Source organism: Aequorivita vitellina, from assembly GCF_022008365.1.
Taxonomy (GTDB): Bacteria; Bacteroidota; Bacteroidia; order Flavobacteriales; family Flavobacteriaceae; genus Aequorivita; species Aequorivita vitellina.
The window spans coordinates 21,862-43,080 of record NZ_JAIRBA010000016.1 but is presented as its reverse complement, the minus strand read 5'-3'; the positions used below and the strand labels follow the sequence as shown (position 1 = coordinate 43,080).

Annotated in this window: 21 protein-coding genes; 10 read left to right on the top strand and 11 right to left on the bottom strand. The window is 37.8% G+C overall.

Annotated features, from left to right (window positions below):
• Positions 1-33 precede the first annotated feature (33 nt).
• The 4 genes from K8089_RS09370 to K8089_RS09355 form a co-directional block, all read right to left on the bottom strand.
• Positions 34-606 (bottom strand): adenylate kinase, encoded by a 573-nt coding sequence (locus K8089_RS09370; RefSeq protein WP_237603019.1) that lies wholly within the window; start codon positions 604-606, stop codon positions 34-36.
• A 264-nt stretch (positions 607-870) separates the two neighbouring features.
• A complete protein-coding gene (locus K8089_RS09365; RefSeq protein WP_237603018.1) occupies positions 871-1,185 on the bottom strand; it encodes a hypothetical protein in 315 nt (104 codons plus the stop codon).
• 4 nt (positions 1,186-1,189) lie between these two features.
• A complete protein-coding gene (locus K8089_RS09360) occupies positions 1,190-1,687 on the bottom strand; it encodes a hypothetical protein (protein ID WP_237603017.1) in 498 nt (165 codons plus the stop codon).
• Between the two features lie 46 nt (positions 1,688-1,733).
• Positions 1,734-2,282 carry a GNAT family N-acetyltransferase gene (locus K8089_RS09355; protein WP_237603016.1) on the bottom strand — a complete coding sequence of 183 codons (549 nt, stop codon included), beginning with the start codon at positions 2,280-2,282 and terminating at the stop codon, positions 1,734-1,736.
• 455 nt (positions 2,283-2,737) lie between these two features.
• Between K8089_RS09355 and K8089_RS09350 the strand changes: the two genes are divergently transcribed.
• Positions 2,738-3,121: a hypothetical protein gene (locus tag K8089_RS09350; protein WP_237603015.1), complete on the top strand. Its 384-nt coding sequence runs from the start codon at positions 2,738-2,740 to the stop codon at positions 3,119-3,121.
• 14 nt (positions 3,122-3,135) lie between these two features.
• Here K8089_RS09350 and K8089_RS09345 read toward each other — a convergent pair whose 3' ends face one another.
• Genes K8089_RS09345 through K8089_RS09325 form a run of 5 tightly spaced genes read right to left on the bottom strand, consistent with a single transcriptional unit; the run spans position 3,136 to position 7,766 of the window.
• Positions 3,136-5,334 carry a heavy metal translocating P-type ATPase gene (locus K8089_RS09345; RefSeq protein WP_237603014.1) on the bottom strand — a complete coding sequence of 733 codons (2,199 nt, stop codon included), beginning with the start codon at positions 5,332-5,334 and terminating at the stop codon, positions 3,136-3,138.
• Between the two features lie 41 nt (positions 5,335-5,375).
• Complete coding sequence (locus K8089_RS09340; protein WP_237603013.1) at positions 5,376-6,236, bottom strand: hypothetical protein; 861 nt, start codon at positions 6,234-6,236, stop codon at positions 5,376-5,378.
• The gene (locus K8089_RS09335; protein ID WP_237603012.1) at positions 6,236-6,952 is read right to left on the bottom strand and encodes a hypothetical protein; all 717 of its coding nucleotides are present in this window, start codon (positions 6,950-6,952) and stop codon (positions 6,236-6,238) included. Before K8089_RS09335 ends, K8089_RS09340 begins: the two co-directional genes overlap by 1 nt.
• Positions 6,953-6,968: 16 nt before the next feature.
• Positions 6,969-7,286: a thioredoxin family protein gene (locus K8089_RS09330; protein WP_237603011.1), complete on the bottom strand. Its 318-nt coding sequence runs from the start codon at positions 7,284-7,286 to the stop codon at positions 6,969-6,971.
• Between the two features lie 24 nt (positions 7,287-7,310).
• Positions 7,311-7,766 carry a hotdog fold thioesterase gene (locus tag K8089_RS09325; protein WP_237603010.1) on the bottom strand — a complete coding sequence of 152 codons (456 nt, stop codon included), beginning with the start codon at positions 7,764-7,766 and terminating at the stop codon, positions 7,311-7,313.
• Positions 7,767-7,967: 201 nt separating this feature from the next.
• Between K8089_RS09325 and K8089_RS09320 the strand changes: the two genes are divergently transcribed.
• From K8089_RS09320 to K8089_RS09310, 3 genes are all read left to right on the top strand, one after another.
• On the top strand, positions 7,968-9,122 hold the full coding sequence (locus K8089_RS09320) for a 5-(carboxyamino)imidazole ribonucleotide synthase (protein ID WP_237603009.1): 1,155 nt from the start codon (positions 7,968-7,970) through the stop codon (positions 9,120-9,122).
• Between the two features lie 104 nt (positions 9,123-9,226).
• Positions 9,227-9,712, top strand: a complete 486-nt coding sequence (gene purE, locus K8089_RS09315; RefSeq protein ID WP_237603008.1) for a 5-(carboxyamino)imidazole ribonucleotide mutase — start codon at positions 9,227-9,229, stop codon at positions 9,710-9,712.
• A gap of 102 nt (positions 9,713-9,814) precedes the next feature.
• Positions 9,815-11,857 (top strand): M3 family metallopeptidase, encoded by a 2,043-nt coding sequence (locus tag K8089_RS09310; RefSeq protein ID WP_237603007.1) that lies wholly within the window; start codon positions 9,815-9,817, stop codon positions 11,855-11,857.
• Between the two features lie 148 nt (positions 11,858-12,005).
• On the opposite strand, the gene K8089_RS09305 is transcribed toward K8089_RS09310, so the two are convergent.
• On the bottom strand, positions 12,006-13,451 hold the full coding sequence (locus tag K8089_RS09305) for a M20/M25/M40 family metallo-hydrolase (protein WP_237603006.1): 1,446 nt from the start codon (positions 13,449-13,451) through the stop codon (positions 12,006-12,008).
• Between the two features lie 259 nt (positions 13,452-13,710).
• Here K8089_RS09305 and K8089_RS09300 point away from each other — a divergent pair, with 259 nt between their 5' ends.
• Positions 13,711-14,259, top strand: a complete 549-nt coding sequence (locus tag K8089_RS09300; protein WP_407932386.1) for a sigma-70 family RNA polymerase sigma factor — start codon at positions 13,711-13,713, stop codon at positions 14,257-14,259.
• 5 nt (positions 14,260-14,264) lie between these two features.
• On the top strand, positions 14,265-14,510 hold the full coding sequence (locus tag K8089_RS09295) for a hypothetical protein (protein WP_237603005.1): 246 nt from the start codon (positions 14,265-14,267) through the stop codon (positions 14,508-14,510).
• A 4-nt stretch (positions 14,511-14,514) separates the two neighbouring features.
• Here the strand turns inward: K8089_RS09295 and K8089_RS09290 are convergent, their stop codons facing one another.
• A complete protein-coding gene (locus tag K8089_RS09290) occupies positions 14,515-15,333 on the bottom strand; it encodes a UbiA prenyltransferase family protein (RefSeq protein WP_237603004.1) in 819 nt (272 codons plus the stop codon).
• Positions 15,334-15,466: 133 nt separating this feature from the next.
• On the opposite strand from K8089_RS09290, the gene gcvP reads away from it, so the two are divergent.
• From gcvP to K8089_RS09270, 4 genes are all read left to right on the top strand, one after another.
• Complete coding sequence (gene gcvP, locus K8089_RS09285) at positions 15,467-18,316, top strand: aminomethyl-transferring glycine dehydrogenase (RefSeq protein WP_237603003.1); 2,850 nt, start codon at positions 15,467-15,469, stop codon at positions 18,314-18,316.
• A 118-nt stretch (positions 18,317-18,434) separates the two neighbouring features.
• The gene (locus K8089_RS09280) at positions 18,435-19,493 is read left to right on the top strand and encodes a 3-oxoacyl-ACP synthase III family protein (RefSeq protein WP_237603002.1); all 1,059 of its coding nucleotides are present in this window, start codon (positions 18,435-18,437) and stop codon (positions 19,491-19,493) included.
• 41 nt (positions 19,494-19,534) lie between these two features.
• On the top strand, positions 19,535-19,777 hold the full coding sequence (locus tag K8089_RS09275; protein ID WP_237603001.1) for a hypothetical protein: 243 nt from the start codon (positions 19,535-19,537) through the stop codon (positions 19,775-19,777).
• Positions 19,778-19,786: 9 nt separating this feature from the next.
• Complete coding sequence (locus K8089_RS09270; protein WP_237603000.1) at positions 19,787-21,187, top strand: hypothetical protein; 1,401 nt, start codon at positions 19,787-19,789, stop codon at positions 21,185-21,187.
• Positions 21,188-21,219: the final 32 nt, after the last annotated feature.

Below are 21,219 nucleotides of genomic sequence, written 5' to 3'. Positions count from 1 at the left end.
TATTATTTATGGTTTAATATTGGGAACTCCAAACTATAAACCATCTATTACCTCACTTAACCTTTCGGTTATTTCTTCAATGCTGCCCACGCCATCAACGCCGTAATACTTACCCTGTTTTTCGTAATAATTTTTTAAAATAGCGGTTTCGTTATAGTAAACTTTTATTCGGTTTCTAATTATGCTTTCATCGGCATCATCTGCTCTTCCGCTAGTTTCGCCCCGTTTTAGTAAACGCTTCACCAAGACTTCATCATCTACCTCCAAAGCAACCATCGCGTCTATTTGAGAGTCTTTATCGTCCATTAAATGACCCAATGCTTCGGCCTGCGCTTCGGTTCTTGGGAAGCCGTCAAAAATAAAACCTTTAGCATCGCTATTTTTATCCACTTCGTTGCTAAGCATATCGATTGTAAGCTCATCTGGAACTAGTTTCCCCTTTGCCATAAACGATTTAGCCAAGTTACCAAGCTCGGTTTCATTTTTAATGTTATACCGAAAAACATCGCCAGTAGAAATATGTACTAAATTGTATTTTTCTTTTAAAAATGTAGCTTGGGTTCCTTTTCCTGCGCCAGGAGGGCCGAATAAAATAATATTAGTCATGCTTGTGGTTTTATATGTGAAAAAACGAAGTTGCAAATTTACGAAATTATAATTGGGGAATCGTTAATTCGGGATTTGTTAATTTGGGCTTAAATATCTGTAAAGGTAAATCGTGAAATTTGCAGAATGAAGATTGAATTCTTACACTTGTGAAGTTATCTTCACACAAATAATCGAATAGCCTCCAATGGTTCTTCTACTTCAATAATGAACAAGCCGAACTGTTAATCGCGCAAAATTTTATGGAAATCAATTGTTGAATTCTTAAACCACAGCCCCAACAGCCTTGTACAGAAAGCTAATTAAAGCGTTCCAAAGTTTTTCAATAGTAACGAGTAAAATTCCTTTTAAGGTGTTTATAAAATTACGCGTCATGGCTTCCAATCCGTCAAGAAAGAACTCTCGAAGATCTTCGTCTATATCGCCACTTTTAACTCCTTTTTGAATAAGCACCGTCTGTTTGGCAATCGCCTCTAATTGTCGCTCGCTAAAGCCACGCACCGTAGTAAGATCTTTGTTTAAAATACCCGAACTAATATTCTTCATTTCGGTGATAATTGCTGTTACATTTTCGCCCATAACCTTATCTTTTTAAGAAACTTTCATAAGTCATTGCTTGGTCTAAATAGATTTCAATTTGTCCTTTAAACGCTTCAATTACTATTGGATTTAAACCTTTTTCTCTATCGGTTTGCTTCATTCTTTGAAAGGTTTCGGCTATCTGCTCAAAGGCAAAAGCACTCGGATAATCGCCAGCAATGGGATTGCTTCCTTTAGATTTCAATAATGCATTTATTTTTTTTGTTGCACCGTCACTGGGCACTGGTCGGGCTTTGGCATGTAGTTTTAGCGACTCAAAAGCGCCAATAAGTTGGTTGTAAACTGGTTCTCTAACAGGAAAACTAATGCTATCTGTACCTTCGTCAACCTCCGCAAAAAACCGCATTGCCAAATCGCTGCTAACGGTTACTTTATCTACAATAGCTTGGTCGTAGGCGGGAGCCAAAGTAGCTTCGCAACTAGTAAGCAAGAGGATGCTTAAAAGTGCTAGAAAAGAAAAATGTAGTTTGATAGTTTTCATAGCGACCGTTCTCTAAACAACCACTAAGTTAGTGATTTGTACTGAATTACAGTTTACTTTCAGGCTTTTTCCAATCCGATTTTTTAAGTGAATAAAAATTGTGAAGTATGCCTTCATACATAAATTCATTTCTTTTTATCAGCCCTACTTTCTGTAAAATAGCATTAGAGGCCGTATGCGAAACATCTGCAATTCCCACAATTTCTGTGAAATCTAATTCGTGAAAACCATGGTTTAAAGATGCAAATGCAGTTTCGGAAGCATAGCCTTTGCCCCAGTGTTTTTTAAGAAAACGATACCCAAGATCGTAGTAATTAGTTCTGCCATTTATCACGTTCGTAATAAGTTTAAAACCGCACCACCCCACAAACGCTCCGCTCTCTTTTTCAACCACCGCCCATCTGCCTATCCCGTTATCGATGTATTGTTGCTTTATGTAATCAATTGTATTTTTCGCTTCTTCTAAAGTATCGATTGGTTTGTTTCCTAAAAATTTATGCACTTCGGCATCGGAATCCATTGCGAACATACCGTTGACGTCTTCATCTATCATATCGCGCAGAAGTAGGCGTTCTGTTTCTATGTGAATTTTCATAATCTCAATTGCTATATTTCCCGAAGAGGTAGCTGTATTTTAAAACGTTTTTTTTAAACACCTTAAAGCTTCTCAATAATCAAAGGGAATGGAACTCGCCATCAAAGTCCAAGTCTTGCAGGGGTTGGATTTGGCGCGGGGTTTCAGGATCAATCAATACTTTTATTGGGCGGCAATGGTTAAATTTTATAGATCAATAGCTGTTTAGCCATTAGCAAATAAATATTCATAAAGGTACTTAATCTTATACCGAGATCTTCAATATCAAGGGAAAATTTAAAATATATAAACTTTTTTTAAGGACGTGTCAATGAGGTAGGTGTTGCAAACGTGCGTCAGCTTTTTTTGCTCCACAAACCACCAAGTAGGTTTCAGCACGCCAAAAGACGTCTGACAATTGTCATATTATTCGGTTAATTGAAACCTTACCTTTACTCTTTATAAAATTTCATAAAATGAAAAGCAACCAATCCCTAAAAACTGGGCTCAGAATTTTCCTCGGTTTGTTCTTAATTCTGTACTCATTAAATCAGTTTTTCCGTTTTCTGCCAACCAGCTACGGAAAAATGCCTGAGGATGCCATGGATTTTATATATGCGGTGGTAGTTTACCTTCCCATACTTTACTTTTTTGAAATCATTTTGGGCTTGTTATTAATATTAAATAAATGGACCCCGTTTTTATTAATTGTCCTTTTCCCATTATCGGTTGCATTTTTAATTTTCAGCATTTCAAACCAAGATTTTATAGATGCCATCCCAGCCTTGGTTGTTGCGCTGCTAAATTTCAGTTTGATACTATTTTATAAAGAAAAATACAAACCTCTTTTCACTAAATAGAATCCTTCTTTTTATCACGCATTATACCTCAACAACCTTAACGCATTCAGCACAACCACTAAAGTAGAACCTTCGTGAAATACTACGGCGGGACCGATGGCGATTGTGCCGAGTAATGTTAAAGGCACTAGTATAGCCACCATTCCCAAACTAATAATTAGGTTTTGCTTTATTATGCTTTTCGCTTTTCTACTTAAACCAATAGCAAACGGCAGATTATCTAGTTTATCGGCCATTAATGCAATATCTGCGGTCTCCAGCGCCACGTCTGATCCTGCTGCGCCCATTGCAATACCCACTGTGCTTTTTGCCATTGCCGGCGCATCGTTTACACCATCGCCCACCATTGCTACGCCATTTTCTTCGGCTTTTAATTTCTCTATTGCCGTTACTTTATCTTCGGGAAGTAAACTACCCAGCGGGTCCGTGATTCCTATGTTTTTAGCAATTGCATTTGCAACTAATTGATTGTCGCCCGTAAGCATAACCATTCGTTTAATGCCTATTTTCTTTAAATTCTCTAATGTTGAAATAGCTTCGGGACGCGCAACATCCATTGCCGAAATAACTCCCAAATATTCCGCTTTTTGATGAACAATCATAGCCGTATGTCCGTCAGATTCAAGTGCTGCCATTTGCTGATCTATTTCTGTTGGAACCGGTTTTCCTGTTAACTCTTCAAAAAGCCTTCGGTTGCCAATATGTACAACACCTCCATTCCAATCTGCTTGAATTCCTCTTGCAGTTAATGCTTTTAAATTTTCAGCCTTCGGAATTTCAACGTCACCCAATTCTTTTCTTCCTCCTTCAACAATGGCTGCAGCCAACGGATGATCACTTAAACCTTCCACCGCAACTGAAACTTTTAATAGTTGTTCCTTGGTCGTTGCTCCAAAAGGAATGGCATTGGTTAAGGTGGGTCTGCCTTCGGTTAAAGTGCCCGTTTTATCGAATGCAATGGCACTAACTGAGCCTAAATCTTCGAGCGGACGACCGCCTTTAATTAACACCCCTTTACGGGCGGCTCGTGCAATTCCGGCCAATACGGCGCTGGGTGTAGAAATAGCTAACGCACAAGGCGAAGCAGCGATTAATACAGACATGGCTCTGTAAAAACTTTGTTCAAAAGTTTCGTCTAAAACTACAAAGGCAAATAATAGTAGCAAAACGAATATTAAAACTGTAGGCACATAGTATTTTTCAAACCTATCAGTGAGGTGTTGTGTGGGCGATTTTTGTGTTTCGGCTTCTTTCACCAAATATATTAATCGCGACAACGTACTGTCTTTTGCTTCCTTTAAAACTTTTATCTCCAATGCGCCGTTGCCATTAATTGTACCCGCAAATACCCGATGTTCAGGTAGCAGTTTTGTAATATCGATTTCACTTTGCCAATCGTCGTGAGAATGTTTAGTTACTGGCATACTTTCGCCAGTAATAGAAGCCTGATTTACCGGACTGCTACCTTTAGCAACTACACCATCTGCAGCTATTGTAGAGTTTGGTTTTACCACAATAATATCTCCCACTTTTAACTCTTCAATGTAAACTTCTTTTAACTCGCCATTTTCTTGCTTTACAAGTGCTTTTGGCGGTGTTAAATCTGAAAGTGCCGAAATAGATTTTCGCGCACGTTTCATTGCGTAATGTTCTAAGGCGTGTCCCAAGCTAAACAGAAAAAGCAATAGTGCACTTTCCCCCCATTTTCCCAATGCTGCCGCACCAATTGCCGCAAAAAGCATTAAAAAATCTATTTCAAATTTGCCACGGAATAAATCTTTTGCTGCTGAAAAAAGAGTAAAAACCCCACCGAAAAGGGCGCCAATAATAAATAGAATTGTTACAAGAATATCAGCAACACCCGCAATAAAAGAAAGCACTATTCCCGAAACCCAAAAAACACCGCTGATTACAGCAAAATAAAGCTCGGTATTTTCACCTAAAATAGTAAGCTTAAAATGATTATGATCACCCTCTTTTAAATCATCAGCCCCATTTGTATTTTGAATATTTACAATAGTTAAGCCTTGTTTGGCGATGCATTTTACAATAGCAGACTGAACAGTTTGGTCCCCATCCCATTCAACAAACATAACACCCGAATTAGATACAGAAGCATAGCTAACACCTGCATTTCTTTTTAATGAATTTTCAATTCTACGCGCCTCGCGAGTATGCAGACTTTGCTCAATTTCAACTTTTAGTTTGTTCATTTTATAAAAATAACTAAGTATTTAATAGTTTATCAACCTTCTCACATTTTATTATTGATGGTATATTTAAAATTTACAACTCTTAAATTCCACAATGTTAATGACTGTTTTGCCACGATTTGCTCATTTATAGCGCTAACAACTAACTCGTCTTTAAACGAACTTATAAATTTCGTCCATAAATTACCTTTTGAATCATTTAATAAGAAGTAAAAACCACTATCACCAATTTTTTTACCTGAAGAAGTTAAAATGAGTTCTCCGTTTTCACCAACACTTGGATATAAAATAACTGTTGCATTTCCATTAGGAAGGGGGAATATTGCTTTTACACAAGTTTGGCCAGTGGGAATTGGGCCGGTTTCATAAACACCAGAATACACTACATGGCCTGTTGCTTTAAACGCTCTTAACCAAATGGTGTGTTTTATTTCGGCTGTCTCACTATTTAATAATTGAATTATTTCACTTGATAATACTTTAGAATCCTTTATATTTTCAATTGGAATGTTTAATTGTTCTATTCGATTACTGAAAAGTATTTTTAGTAAAACACCGAAAACTTTAAAAATCGGATTCCATTTAACATTTAAATCGAAATTGTAATCACTAGTATTTTCATAAAAATCAATTACTTCTTTAGACAACCTATTCAGCTCCTCTTCAGCTAAATTAAGCTGACTTATAGATTGTAAAATACCTTTACTTCTTTCACTATCATCAATAACTAAATTTTCGGTTTCCGCTAATTGCTTGATAAATTTTTTACCTATACCGTTCGTTTTTCCAAAGGGACCTATTAACCATTCGTGTTGATCGCGATTAATTCTTTTCCCAAATAGAATAACCCATTGTTGTGTTATCCAGTCTTGAAAATTTTGTTTTAAAAGAGCAATTCCCATTATCGATTTACTTTTTCAATGTTGGGAACAAAGTCTTTTTTGCCTTTCCAAGTGCCAAATTCTGCAATTGGCTTAAATCGTAATGTTGTAAATTCAAAATGAAAATTCCTTCGAGCTCTTTCTTTCATTGCATTTGAATGCCTTTTAGGTTTGGGCACAGCACTATGTCCGTGAACCATATTGGTCATTTCTACTTCTGTTTTCCAAATTGAAAAAGTTGAAACCGTATTCGGAAATCGAACTGATGCTAGTGAAAGTATAGTTCCCGGATGGTCGCGAACTAGTTTTTCTACCGGTCTTCCCCAATGGAGAAAACGTGGAATCTCTAATGGTTTCATTCGTGCAATAGTTACAGCAACCACGGGAGAATTAACCGTTTCTAATTTGGCTTTCTGTTTAGGTATTTTGAAACCACTAAACGCTCCCCAGTCTCGTATAAAAGACAAACGCACGTGCCAACCTTTTGCTAGAATTCTGCCAAAATCGTCTTGTTTTAAATATTCGTTTAAAGCAAATTCACTTTCCCACTGAATGAAGATAGCCGCCTCCGTTATTAGGAATCTTGAAGTTGAAAAAATTGGGGAACCGAGAGTCATCGCTGTCATATACTCCCTATGAATAAGCCCTTTTGTTTTCTTGGAAATTGGAATCGAGAATAGTCCTTTTACTGCAGTAGCTATCGGCAATTCAACTAAGTGATAAGAAAAAATAATCATATTTAATAGTCATATTTTAACCGATTAACAATTTATACGGCCGCTCTATTTTTTGCTGTAATTCTTGAATACTCATTAATCGTACTTTTCGTAAAAATTCTTTTCCTTCAAAAAACACCAATAATGTGGGTGCAGAAAACACCCCGAAAGCACCAGAAATTCCGGGAGATTTATCTATTTCAACATGTATAAATTTTACAGCAGGAAATTCGTTTAAAAACAGAGCCTCAACCTTCGGCTTTAAAGCATAGCAAACGCTACAATTTGGCGCAGAAAAATAAACCGCAACTGCGAGTTCAGAGTTTATTATTTCTTTTAAAGCATTAGCTTCCATCGTTAAACCTTTTCAAAATTTACTTCAATCGTTTCCACTTTCCCCATTAACGTGTTCGTGGTTCATCCTTACAAAATTATATACTCCTTTTCCTTCAGCTATTAATTTATCATTTTGAAAGGCTTTCATTCTTGCCACCAGTATTCTGTTGCCAAACCTAATAATTTTGCCTTCCACCATAATCGCTTCGGGTTCGGCACCTCGCAGGTAATCTACTCTTAAATCTATGGTAGAAATTTTATCTTCAAGCGAAGTAAAATGTGTGGCGCCTATTACACCGCCCACCGAATCCATCACGGTAGCAATAACACCGCCATGCCATCTATTATTTCTGAAATCGCCCACCAATTCTTTTCTGAAAGGAACGCTAATTCGAACAAAATTCTTTTCAAGCACCTCAATTTTTAATCCCAAAAACTTATGCATTGGGATGCTTTCTTCAAAAGTGGTTTTAATAAGTTCTATATTGTTTTGGAGCATTTTTTATTGATTTTTCAATTTTAGACTAATTCCTCAAATTTAGAAATAAACACTCAATTTACTAGCTAAATCCAACAATTCAATGCAACTACTTTTATGAATTCGCGGCATCAGTTTAGATTTATAAATACCCGTTTAACGAAAATCGAAATAACTATCTTTGCACAATAAATAATAACAATAAAAAATAAGTATTAATCAATGAACTACTTTTCCACTAATTTCACGCTTGGCATTTTAGGCGGCGGCCAGTTGGGCAAAATGATGCTCTACGAAACCCGTAAATGGGACATCCGCACCAACGTCCTCGACCCCAGCCCCGAAGCACCGTGCCGCATTGCCACAGAGAATTTTGAAGTAGGCGACCTAATGGATTTTGAAACGGTTTACAACTTCGGAAAAAAGGTAGATGTACTTACCTTTGAAATTGAAGGCGTAAATGTGGAAGCTTTGGAAAAGTTAGAAAACGAAGGTGTAAAAGTATATCCCAGCGCAGCAACACTCCGAAATATTCAGGATAAAGGGGTTCAAAAACAGTTTTATAAAGAGCACCAAATTCCTACTTCGCCTTTTAAAGTTTACAAAGATAAAAACGATTTAAACGAAGCCATAGTTCGCAAAGAGCTACACTTTCCTTTTGTGTGGAAAAGTTGCATCGGCGGGTACGACGGTAAAGGCGTAAGTATTATTCGCAGTGCCGAAGATGTAATTCCACTTTCGGAAGGCGCCTGTATTGCTGAAAAATTAATTCCCTTTAAAAATGAATTGGCCGTTATTGTAGCTCGAAATCCATCGGGAGACGTAATTACTTATCCGGTAGTAGAAATGGAATTTCACCCCGAAGCAAATCAAGTGGAATATGTAATCTGTCCCGCAAGAATAGACGAAGCCGTTGCAAATAAAGCGAGAGCCGTAGCCACCAAAGTTTCCGAAGCTTTTAAACACGTAGGCCTTTTAGCGGTTGAATTATTTCAAACCGAAGACGACGAAATTCTTGTAAACGAAGTAGCCCCGCGTCCACATAACAGCGGGCATTACAGCATTGAAGCTAGTTTTACCAACCAATTTGAGCAGCAAATACGGGCAATCCTAGATTTACCCTTAGGAAATACCGACAGCAAAGTGGGCGGCATAATGGTAAACTTAGTTGGCGCCGAAGCCCACACGGGTCAAGTGGTATATAAAAACATAGAAAAAATTCTAGCAATGGAAGGCGTTACACCCCACATTTACGGTAAAAAAGAAACTCGCCCTTTCAGAAAAATGGGCCACGTAACCATAGTAAACAAAGACCTGAATGTAGCACGAAAAATTGCGGAGGAGGTTAAAAAGACGATAGAGGTAATTAGTAAATAAGGTGTCCCCTCGAGTGCAGTCGAGAGGTCAATATAAAGGAAAAAAAATTGTCTTAATAAGTAGGTCTCGACTGCGCTCGACCAGACAAACGAAAATAAAAACAAATGAACAAAGTAGCAATAATAATGGGAAGTACCAGCGATCTGCCAGTAATGCAAGACGCTGTGGATATTTTAAAAGAATTTAACATAGAGGTTGAAATAGACATCGTCTCTGCCCACCGAACCCCCGATAAACTTTTTGATTACGGAAAAAATGCCCATACGCGTGGTTTTTCGGTAATTATTGCGGGCGCAGGCGGCGCGGCACATCTACCAGGGATGATTGCTTCGCTTTCGCCTCTACCGGTAATTGGCGTGCCCGTAAAATCCAGCAACTCCATTGACGGCTGGGACAGCGTACTTTCCATTCTCCAAATGCCCGGCGGCGTTCCTGTTGCAACCGTAGCATTAAATGGCGCCAAAAACGCAGGAATTCTTGCCGCACAGATTATTGGGTCTTCAGATAAAGCGGTACTGGACAGAATTATAGCCTACAAGGAAGAATTGAAGGTTAAAGTTGAATCAGCTTCAAAAGAATTAAACAAATAGCTTTAAAAGTTTCCCGCAGATTTCACAGATTTTTGTAGAAAATATATGGAATGAGTTCTGCGAAAATCCGCGAAATCCGCGGGCAAAAAATCACAATTTAAAATGAACAATCCCCTATTACAACCCTACAACACAGCCCCTTTTTCAAAAATTGAAAATGCACATTTCCTCCCTGCAATAAGTCAGCTGATTGAAAAAACCAGAGGCGAAATCGATGCTATAACTTCAAATCCTGAACCTGCTACTTTTAAAAATACAGTAGAAGCTTTGGAAAATACAGGCGAGCAATTAGATCGCGCAACGAGTATTTTCTTCAATTTAAACAGTGCAGAAACCAATGATGAAATTCAGAAAATAGCGCAGGAAATTTCGCCTATGCTTACGGAGTTCAGCAACGATATGTTGTTAAACGAAGCGTTGTTTGAAAGAATAAAAACAGTTTACAATCAAAAGGATTCATTAAATCTTTCCGAAGAACAGCAAATGCTGCTTGATAAAAAGTACAAAGCTTTTTCGCGAAACGGCGCCAATCTTTCTGAAGAAAAGAAAACAGAACTGCGTAAAATTGATGCAGAGCTTTCAAAATTGAAACTTACTTTTGGTGAAAATGTTTTAGCAGAAACCAACAAATTCGAGCTTCATATTACAAATAAAGAAGATCTTTCCGGTTTACCCGAAGGCGTTATTGAAGCCGCTGCACAAACTGCCGGAGAAAAAGAAAAAGAGGGATGGGTCTTCACTTTGGATTACCCAAGCTACGTTCCCTTTTTAACCTACGCCAACAATCGCGAGTTGCGCAAAAAAATGGCGATTGCCTTTGGAGCAAAAGGTTTTCATAATGACGCTTTAGACAACCAACAAAATGTACTTCAGATTGTAAAACTTCGCCATAAACGTGCGCATTTATTGGGTTATAAAAGTCATGCGCATTTCGTTTTGGAAGAGCGAATGGCCGAAACTCCTGAAAAAGTTAAGTTGTTTTTAAATGAATTACTCGAAAAGGCAAAACCAGCCGCTCAAAAAGAGTTTGCAGAATTAACTGCTTTTGCCGAAGAATTAGACGGTATCGATCATTTGGAAAAATGGGACGGCGCTTATTATTCAGAAAAATTAAAACAGAAACTTTTCAACCTCGACGATGAAAAGTTAAAGCCTTATTTCGAATTAAAAAATGTTATTAATGGCGTTTTCACGGTGGCTGAAAAATTATACGGACTTCATTTTGAAGAAGTGCACGACATCGATAAATATCACCCCGACGTAAAAACCTACGAAGTAAAAGACGACGAAGGCCAATTGGTCGCCATCCTTTACGCAGACTTCCACCCGCGTGCTGGGAAACGGAATGGCGCTTGGATGACTTCGTACAAACCACAACAAATTAAGGACGGGAAAAATGACCGTCCGCATATTTCAATCGTTTGTAATTTCACGAAGCCTGTCCTGAGCGGAGTCGAAGGACCTACGGCTAGTAAACCTTCTCTTTTAACTTTTAATGAAGTAACTACATTATTCCACGAATTTGGTCACGCCCTACACGGAATGCTGGCAAACACCCACTACCCCAGCCTTTCGGGAACTAACGTCTATTGGGACTTCGTAGAATTGCCGAGCCAGATTTTGGAAAACTGGTGTTATGAAAAAGAAACGCTGGAACTCTTCGCCACGCACTACAAAACGGGCGAAGTTATCCCGATGGAATACGTTGAAAAAATAAAGGAATCCGCCACCTTTTTGGAAGGAATGGCAACTTTGCGCCAATTGAGCTTTGGCTTGCTAGATATGGCTTGGCACGGCCAGGACCCTTCGGGAATAAAAGAAGTAAAAGCTTTTGAACTTGCTGCATTTAACGACACCCAACTTTACCCAGATGTAAGGGAAAATTGTATGAGTACTTCATTTTCACATATTTTTCAAGGTGGATATTCGGCAGGGTATTACAGTTATAAATGGGCTGAGGTGCTGGACGCAGATGCTTTTGCATTGTTTAAACAAGAAGGTATTTTCAACAAAAAAATAGCAGATCGCTTTAAAGGGTTTGTGCTTTCGCAGGGTGGCACCCTTGACCCAATGGAACTTTACATTAAATTCCGAGGACAGAAACCAGACCCCGAAGCACTTTTAAAAAGAGCTGGATTAGTATAATGAAAAAAGACCTAACAGGAGATTGCTTCGTTACTCGCAATGACGCCTGTTAGGTCTATTCCAAATGTCACCTCGAGCGCAGTCGAGAGGTCATCTTTTCAACCTAATTATGATTAAAAAGTAAGGCTCGATTGTGCTCGACTGGACACTAGTTCAATATAAACTTCTTTGAAAACGTATGTCCGTTTTCCAAAGCAAAATGTACAATGTAAAAACCTTGTGCAAATTGGCTTAGTTGAAGACTTCCACTTTCAGCATTTACTTTTTCAGAAATTATTCTTTGTCCCGCTACGTTGTAAACAACTACTTCTTTTACGTTTGAAACCGTATTGTTTAATCGGTAATTTAAAGTTTTGTCATTTACAAAAACACGAATAGCATTTTCAGAAAAATCATCAACCGAAAGGATTTGTGGCTTAGCAGCTTCAATTAAAAATTCAAGTCCAAGTTTTGCGAATTTTACACTGTGGTCTGGTGTGTTAAAAAACGAATAAACATCACCCGGGCTGTGAATATTCGGATTGTCTTCACCCATTCTAGCTTCAAATGGGAATGCAGCATCGTAGCCATTATCTGCCCAACTTGCGTGGTCTGAACATCCGTAGCCACATTCTGTGTAACCATAGGTAAAACTATGAGCTCCCGAGCTGTTGTAATGATCCATTAGCGCGGCCAAATAATCGTTTAACTCACTGCTGTTATACCAATCTGTAGTTAAGTTAATATCACTACTAGAGCCGTTATAACCGGTCATATCAAATTGTACATAAGCGGCTACATTTACACCGTTGTTAGCGTATTCTTCGGCTATTTCGGCAGAACCTACCAAACCAATTTCTTCGGCGGCAAAAGCCATCACTTCTATACTTCTATTTGGTACAAAATTCTTTTCTAAAAGCACACGCACCATTTCATTTAAAGACGCAATTCCCGAAGCATTATCATCTGCCCCAGGCGCATTATTCTTGTCTCCAAAAGTTGTAGAATCTATATGTCCGCCAATAATTACAAATTCATCTGGCGTATTAGCACCGTCAAAAGTTATAATTACAGAAGGCATTGGCGTGTTTACGTGCGTAAAAATACGGGTGTGCACATCGGTTCTGCCAGACGCGGCAATCATAGCATCCCACTTGGCTTGTTGATCGAGGACTGCCATCTCTGCTTGCGATTTTGTATGGTAACGCGTACCGTAATTTTGAAGATTTAAAATATCGTCTTCAATATTTTGGCCATCAACTAAATCTAAGCACTCGTTTACAAAGGCATCTTCGGTAATACTGTAATCTATTTGCGGACTTCTGCGCTCAACAGGTTCTAAGGCCTGAATAGCTTTTTGGGCCGATGCTCTAAAAATATAACCCGGTCCGTGGGTTTTTACGTTGTCGTGAATACTGTGCGAAACTTCTTCAGAAAGTATAACCGCAGCTTGTTTGTCATTGCTTGCCAAAATGGTCATTCCATCTGGGTAGAGTGCTTTAAATGAAACCGCATCTGCAGCGTCCATTGTTGCATAAAAAGTATTGTCGTTTTGTGCAAAACCAACAATTGTAAATAAAAGGAACATTAAAATTCCTGAAGTAAATTTTTTCATTGGGAAGTTTATAGGGGTTAATTTTTCGTAAAAATAAAACATCTTCGCTATTTATAAAGGCATTTTGAAAGTTTAACTATTTCATATCAACCGCTTATATTAATAACAACAGGGTATTTTTCAAAAAATGTTGCAATTTTTAATTATTTTGTTTCAAAATTTTTTCAACTCACAACCAGATTTTCCAAACTAAACAAATCGTGTTTCCGTATATGTTATATAACTTGCCTATTTTTGAAATAGGTTTAAAAAAATTGCTGTGGAAATATTAAATCCCGAAATATGGGTTGACAAATATGCCGATTACCTTTACAATTATACTATTGTGCGGGTAAACGACCCTATTGTGGCACAAGATCTTATTTCTGAAACATTTTTAGCCGGACTTAAATCGAAAGATAATTTTAAAGGTGAAGCCACCGAACGCACGTGGCTGATTTCAATTTTAAAGCGAAAAATAATTGATCACTATCGAAAAATTAATTCGAAAAAAGGAAAAGCCGAAGTTCATATTTCATACAAAAATGAAGATTCCGAAGGCGATTGGCTGGAAGAAAATGCCGCAGACCCATTTGATAAAACCGCAGAAGACCAAATGGAAAACACCGAATTGGGACTCGCAATTTTGGCATGTTTAGACAAGCTTCCCGAAAAACAAGCAACTATTTTTAAATTGAAAACCGTAGCTAATTACGACACCGAAGCTATTTGTAAAGAATACAATATTACACCGTCTAATCTATGGGTAATAATTCACCGGGCGCGAAAAACGTTGGCCGAGTGCCTAGAAAAAAATTGGTTTAATTAACGCAAATGAAGTTTTATTTAAAATGTAACGAAGCCGCACACGTATGCGACAAAACGCAATATAACGAAGCCCGATTCTTAGACAAGCTAAGGCTAAAAATGCATTTGTTAATGTGCAAATTGTGCCGCAATTATTCAAAACGAAACGCGGCGCTTACCAAAAACATTAAGGCTGCTAACCTTAAAACATTAACCGCCACGGAAAAGCAACAAATAAAAAACCGACTAGAACAACAAAGCTTTGACAAATAAGAACTTAAAACTGTTCAAAAAGCAGATAAAGCAGCAACCACATTAAAGGTAGGCCTTCTACCCAAAAAGAAGCAAAATACCGAGTTTGGTGGGTTTTTGAAATTACTAGCAACCACCCTAAAACCACGCAAAAAATAAGCAGACTTGCAAGATAGGATATTTCAGAATACTCCTTAAAAAACTCCACAACTAAACATAACAACAAAATAATTAAACCCAGTAATTTTGTGTTTTTTACGCCAAGCTGCTGTGGTAGCGTTTTAAGGTTAAGCCCGTCATAAGGCACATCGCGGATTTCAAAAGGCAAGATAAGTGCTACTACTATGAGCATACGCTGAAAAAAGGTGAGTAAAACATCGGGGGTAATTGCCACTTTTGAAGCTACAAAGGGCAAAATCACGCTCACTCCTGCCCAAACAAAAGCCACGACAAAAATCTTTATACCCGAAAAATTTCTTAGATTTTTACTTCGTATAACCGGAACGGCGTATAAAAAAGTTGCCATCCCAAAACCTATGGTTAGCAATAAAACCGCAAGACGAAGTTGCAACGCAAAATATATTAATAACGCAAAACACACTGCCGAAAAAACCTGAATTAGCTTTAAAGAATGTGTTAAACTTCGGTGATGAAGACCGGCTACTTTGGCGTATTTCACAAAATTATATCCCGTTAAGGCTGCTAAAAAAAGAAAACCCCAAAAAGGCTTTACAATTGTTAGATTATATTCCAAAACGGTTATGGCCAGCAAAGCCACAACTGCTAAGGCAACGTGGATGCTACTGTTTATATAAAATGCAAAAACGCGCTTTAAAAACTTCATAATATCAAAAATAATCAAAGTGTTAGTAACCTCATTATTTAGTTGAAAAATAATAGGTTTCAAACCTTTAAAAAAGAAGCTATTTCGCGTTAAAAATCGTAAATTTGCCAGCTTAATTTCAATCGCATATTTAATGAATACAGATTCTTTTGCTTTAAGACATATCGGGCCTCGGGAAAATGATCTTCCCGAAATGCTTTCAACCATTGGCGCAAGCACTTTAGATCAACTTATTTTCGAAACTGTTCCCGACGATATTTTGCTTAAAAAAGCATTAAACTTGGACACGGCTATGAGCGAACAGGAATACCTAGAGCACATTACCGAGCTTTCTACTAAAAATAAAATCTTTAAAACCTACATTGGATTGGGGTACCACCAATCTAATTTACCGCCGGTAATTCAAAGAAATATTCTTGAAAATCCGGGCTGGTACACGGCTTATACTCCATATCAAGCAGAGATTGCTCAAGGCAGGTTAGAAGCATTATTAAATTTCCAAACTGTAGTTAGTGATTTAACGGGAATGGAATTGGCAAACGCCTCACTTCTTGACGAAGCTACTGCCGCAGCCGAAGCAATGTCGCTGCTGTTAAACGTACGCACAAAAAACAAGAAAAAGAATGACGCTATAAAGTTTTTTGTTTCCGATGAAATACTGCCGCAAACCCTTTCGTTGTTAGAAACGCGTGCATTACCTATTGGTGTTGAATTGGTTGTTGGCAATCACGAAGAATTCGACTTTTCGGAAGAATTTTTTGGGGCGCTGCTTCAATACCCCGGCAAAACCGGAAAAGTTTTCAACTATAAAAACTTCATTGCAAAAGCGAATGAAAACGAAATAAAAGTTGCTGTCGCCGCAGACATATTAAGTCTTGTAATGCTAGAATCGCCAGGCCACTTTGGCGTAGATGTAGTTGTGGGAACCACACAACGCTTTGGTATTCCATTGGGTTATGGCGGACCCCACGCAGCATTCTTCGCTACAAAGGATGAATATAAAAGAAGTATTCCTGGAAGAATTATCGGAGTAACTAAAGACACAGACGGTAATCGTGCGCTGCGTATGGCGCTTCAAACGCGCGAGCAACACATTAAACGCGATAAAGCAACTTCAAACATTTGTACTGCACAAGTTTTGTTGGCAGTTATGGCTGGAATGTATGCAGTTTACCACGGCCCTGAAGGCTTAAAGTATATTGCAAGAAAAGTACACAACAGTGCCGTAACCCTTGCAAATGCATTGGAAGAATTAGGTTTTGAACAAATAAACGAAACTTATTTTGACACCATCGCAATAAAAACCGATGCGACCAAAATTAAGTTCTTGGCAGAAGCTAAAGAAGTAAACTTCTATTATCCGAACGACGAAACGGTATCTATTTCAATAAACGAAACCACTACTATAAAAGATCTCAACAAAATAGTTGCAATCTTTTCCGAAGCAAATAAAAAAGAATTCCAAAAAATTACAGAGCTAGAAACTGGCAATAAAATTCCAGAAGAAGTGGCTCGTAAAACTGAGTTTTTAGAGCAAGAAGTATTTAACAAATACCATAGCGAAACAGATTTAATGCGCTACATTAAAAAACTAGAGCGCAAAGATCTTTCCTTAAATCACTCTATGATTTCTTTAGGTTCGTGTACAATGAAATTAAACGCGGCTGCCGAAATGCTTCCGTTAAGCGATCCCATGTGGGGTAATATGCATCCATTTGTTCCTGTAGAACAAGCAGAAGGCTACCAAATTGTTTTAAAGAAACTAGAAAAACAACTTACCGAAATTACTGGTTTTGCAGCAACTTCGCTTCAACCCAATAGCGGGGCGCAAGGCGAGTTTGCAGGCTTAATGGTTATCCGCGCATACCACGAATCGCGCGGGGAAGCGCATAGAAATATATGCCTAATTCCGTCGTCTGCGCACGGTACAAACCCAGCCAGCGCCGTTATGGCCGGTATGAAAGTAGTTGTAACAAAAGCTACCGCCGAAGGTAATATTGATGTTGACGATCTTCGTGAAAAAGCCTTAAAATACAAAGACAATCTTTCTTGTTTAATGGTTACCTATCCATCTACCCACGGGGTTTATGAGTCGGCTATTCGCGAAATAACAAGTATTATTCACGAAAACGGTGGGCAAGTTTATATGGATGGCGCAAATATGAATGCACAGGTTGGGTTGACCAATCCCGGTGCTATTGGCGCAGACGTATGCCACTTAAACCTTCACAAAACGTTTGCTATCCCTCACGGAGGCGGTGGCCCAGGTGTTGGACCCATTTGTGTTGCGGAACAATTAGTTCCTTTCTTGCCCTCTAATCCAGTTATTAAAACAGGTGGAGAAAAAGCAATTTCAGCAATTTCAGCAGCACCTTATGGCAGCTCTTTAGTCTGCCTTATTAGCTATGCATATATCTGCATGCTTGGCGTAAATGGTTTGAAAAAAGCTACACAATACGCTATTTTAAACGCCAACTATATTAAAGAAAGGCTCAACGGTCACTACGAAGTACTTTACGCAGGCGAACGCGGCCGCGCAGCTCACGAAATGATTGTAGACTGCCGTCCGTTTAAAGCAAAGGGAATTGAAGTAACCGACATCGCTAAACGATTAATGGATTACGGTTTTCATGCGCCAACGGTTTCTTTCCCCATTGCGGGAACTTTGATGATTGAGCCTACCGAAAGTGAAAGCAAAATGGCTTTAGACCAATTTTGCGATGCGATGATTTCAATTAGAAAAGAAATTGAAAGTGCAGATAAAGATGAGCCTAATAACGTTCTTAAAAATTCGCCACATACCTTGCAAATGCTAACCTCAGACGACTGGGATTTTCCTTACACCAGACAGGAAGCAGCTTTTCCAATAGAATATGTGACCGATAATAAATTCTGGCCGTCAATTAGAAGAGTTGATGACGCTTATGGCGACAGAAATTTAATTTGTACTTGCGACCCTATAGAAGCATATATGGAGGCTTAAAAAAGTTTGCAGTAGCGGTATTCAGTGCGCTCTTTTAAAGTGAAAAAGTATAACTGAATACCACTACTGAATACTGAACACTTTTTTTTCCGTACTTTTAACCAAACTTTTTAACAATATGAATGTCAAAATAACAGGCATAGGCAGTTATATTCCAAGCGAAATTGCAAAGAATGAACATTTCGGCAATCATCATTTTTACAATGATGACGGCACGCGCTTTGGTCAAGAAAATGAAACCATAATTAAAAAGTTCAAAGCCATTACCGGTATAGCCGAACGCAGGTACCTACCCAAAAACCTAAACACGTCAGACATTGCAACCTTTGCCGCAGAAAACGCAATTAACAGCGCAGGAATTAAAAAAGAAGAACTAGATTACATTATAGTTGCCCACAATTATGGCGATGTAAAACACGGCTCTGTGCAAAGCGATACCGTGCCCAGTATTGCCACGCGAGTAAAACACAATCTTAAAATTCAAAACCCAACTTGTGTGGGTTACGACATGCTTTTTGGATGCCCAGGTTGGATTGAAAGTATGATTCAAGCCAATGCATTTATAAAAGCTGGAATTGCCAAAAAATGTTTGGTTATAGGTGCCGAAGCCCTTTCGCGCGTGGTTGATCCGCACGATCGCGACTCTATGATTTACAGCGATGGCGCAGGTGCTGCAGTGGTTGAAGCCACTGACGCTGAAGGCGGAATTCTTAGTCATTTTAGTGCCACCTACGCTTTTGATGAAGCACACTTTATTTATTTCGGCGAAAGCAACAATTTGGAAAAAAAAGACAACCGCCGCTATATAAAAATGTACGGTAGAAAAATATACGAATTCGCGCTAAACCACGTCCCAGATGCAATGAAAACTTGCCTCGAAAAAAGTGGCCACGGCATAGATGAAGTTGAAAAAATATTCATACACCAAGCCAACGAAAAGATGGACGAGGCTATTGTTAACCGCTTTTATAAACTTTACGATAAATCTACCCCAGAAAATATAATGCCTATGAGCATTAATAAATTGGGCAATAGCAGTGTGGCAACAGTACCAACCCTTTACGATTTAGTTTTAAACGGAGAACTAAAAGGACACTCCATTAAAAAAGGCGATGTAGTTATTTTTGCCAGCGTGGGTGCAGGCATGAATATCAATGCGATTGTTTATAAGGTTTAAAATAATTCAGAATTATAATTTCTGAATTCTGAATTAAAGAAATGTACGAAGGCAAGTTCCCAAAGAAAAGATACAACCACACCCTCAGTTTTCTAAACGAAGTAATTTCTAAAGAAGAAAAAATTCTTGATTTAGGGGTTTCAAACCCTTTTTCTGAAATTATTACCGGAATAGACTTTAACGTAACAAACCCGAAAGGCGAAGATCTTTATTTAACTAAAAATCAAAATTACAACATATTAAACGTAGAGATTTTAGCAAATTCTGAAATCAAACCCATATAAATTTAGAATATGAAAAAAACAATTTCATTGATTATAATAATTTCTTTTTTCATTTCTTGTAGCAATGACGATGTAGAACCAATCATAGTTGATGAAACTGAAACAGGTTCTGAAGAAATCTTTCCAGAAGGAAGTCTTAATCATCTTTTCTCCAACGCATTAATTTCAGACAAATTCAATAATATAAAGCGTGAGAATCCTATTGAAATAATCGATTATGATGGAAACAATAAAATCAAAACCAATTATACTTATATGGAGCATTTATTGGTTCAGACAAACAATAATCGAAGTTGGTTTGTAATTCAAGGCAGTGAAGCTTCAACTGTAGTTGAAATTGAAAGTATAGATCTCGAGAATGGATGGATTACTTTAGGAGAAACTTATCTAGGGAGTTTAAATAAAAATATAGGAGCAACAATAGAATTTTTTAATCCATTCGTTAATTACGATATTATCAATGATCGCCCATTATTTAACCCATATCCAACCAGAGTTCCTGAAGGGGTTTTTAATTACATTCAGCCTGGTGGTATTATTGAAAAATCTGATGGAACCTACGTGCTTTTGACTCCTGTGATATTTGGATCTCATACCAAAAGAAGTATTTATTATGCAACTAGCGAAAACTTAGAAGATTGGACATTTCATGACCAAAAAATTTTAAGTACTGATATGATACCATTTGCAAAAACAAATGGAAATGTTTTTTCAAGTGATAATCCTTATAAACTAGAGAATAATAATTTTCTCGTCTTACTTGGTGTGGAACAACCAAACGGCAATTATACATCTGCATATATGGTAATAGACGAAGACCTTAGCATTATTCAACAACCTAAGGAAATTATGATTCCTGAATGGCACGGGGAAGATCAGAATAGTTTTCCTTTGGCATTAACAAAGTTTGAAAATAATTATAGAATACTTTTCCATAAAAGAAATTCAGCTTCTATTGATAGGGAAATTCACGAAGTAATTGCAACAAATTTATTTGACGCCTTAGATCATAACAATGGTATTATATCATCAAATGTAATTCACAAAGGTAGTAATGAGAGCGGTTATTTAAGAGGAAAAGCAGATGACGCATCATATATTCAGTTTAATTCAAATTTATATATATTATTAGGAAGTGAAGAAATCTCTTCAAATTACCTGACCTCATATAATAGAGAATATGGACTAATTAATTGGAACGGGGATACTTGGAAACATGATAGCAGAAGCCCATTAATAATTAACCCTGTACAACTATACCACAAATATCCAATTTACGAATGGTGTTGGGATCATTTAGGCGCCTTTGCTTCACCACTCATAAAAAACGGTTATATATATATATATATGGCTTTCGGCACAGATAATCCAGACTATTTTATTTCAGGAATCAAAATACCTATAAACTAAAAAAACATTATTAATATAATTCAGTATTTGAT